Origin of the sequence: Synechococcus sp. H70.1 (genome assembly GCF_047502705.1) — a bacterium.
Classification (GTDB): Bacteria; Cyanobacteriota; Cyanobacteriia; order Thermostichales; family Thermostichaceae; genus Thermostichus.
Window position 1 is genome coordinate 1 of sequence record NZ_JANSIV010000061.1, and the last position, 1,117, is coordinate 1,117.

Annotated in this window: 1 pseudogene; it reads right to left on the reverse strand. The window is 39.1% G+C overall.

The annotated features are described in order from the left end of the window. A pseudogene (locus NW827_RS04505) lies at positions 1 to 791 on the reverse strand (hypothetical protein); the annotation flags it as partial. Positions 792 to 1,117 lie beyond the last annotated feature (326 nt).

Below are 1,117 nucleotides of genomic sequence, written 5' to 3' on the forward strand. Positions count from 1 at the left end.
TCTTTTTCCCTTAGGTTTTTAAGTTCTTCTTTCTTGAGAAATTTCTGAGTTAGAGTTTGTTCGTGATGAATAGGACTTTCGGGAGTTGTAGAGCCGTTGTCTTTTTTTAGCCGAGTTTCGGTATCTTTTTGCAATACAATTGTTTGTTCGATTACTTCGATTACATCAGTTGCTATCGAATCTCTGAAAATGTTTGCTTGAATTTCGCTCCGAAAGAAGTTGGAAATCTGTTCTTCGTAAAGGTAAGTCATGGTGAATGCCGAGACGGCTAAGAGATACCTTGTGGCTAGTGGAACCAAACAGTTGTTCCGCTTCAATTCCTTTATGATGACTTCGTAGAAATTCGGATGAGGCACAACCGTGACATGCTGCCAGTTTTTTGCAGCAGCACGCATCAACGTATGCCCGCCAATGTCTATATTTTCTATCGCTTCTTCAAGCGTCGAATTCGGTTTATTGACAATTTGAGCAAAGGGATAAAGATTTACAACAACCATATCAATCGGCTCTATTTCGTAAGCCTTTAACTGCTCGATGTGTTGAGGATTCTCACGATCGGCTAAAATCGCAGCATGAATTTTCGGGTGCAGTGTTTTGACGCGTCCATCGAGAAGTTCGGGAAAACCTGTTATCTCGGAGATTTCCGTAACCTTTATTCCTGCTTCTTTAAGTTTATCGGCTGTTCCACCTGTTGAAATAATTTTGATTCCAAGCGAAACTAAATCTAAAGCAAAATCAACAATGCCAGTTTTATCAGATACGCTAATCAGCGCTCTTTTTGTTCTGTTCATGGTAAAACCTTATCAATCACAATAAACTTGCAAGTCAATTTCAGCGTAACTACTACCTTAACAAGCCTAAATTGTTTTTGGTAATCCCGCACCGATTTTTATGAATCTGCGTTGGCTTCAGGTGAAGTTGTATTAGCTTCAACGGGCTTCTATTGGTCTTGCAAATTTTATTCGCAAAATAACACGTTATAAAGCCAAGTTTATTTGCAAAACTGGTATAACGAAATTAGCGGAATCAAAACATCTTTGCACTTTACAGAAGAAGATCACTTGCTGAAATAACAGAGCGAGGGATCTTTTCGATGGCGCCTTTTTCCGTCTAAAAA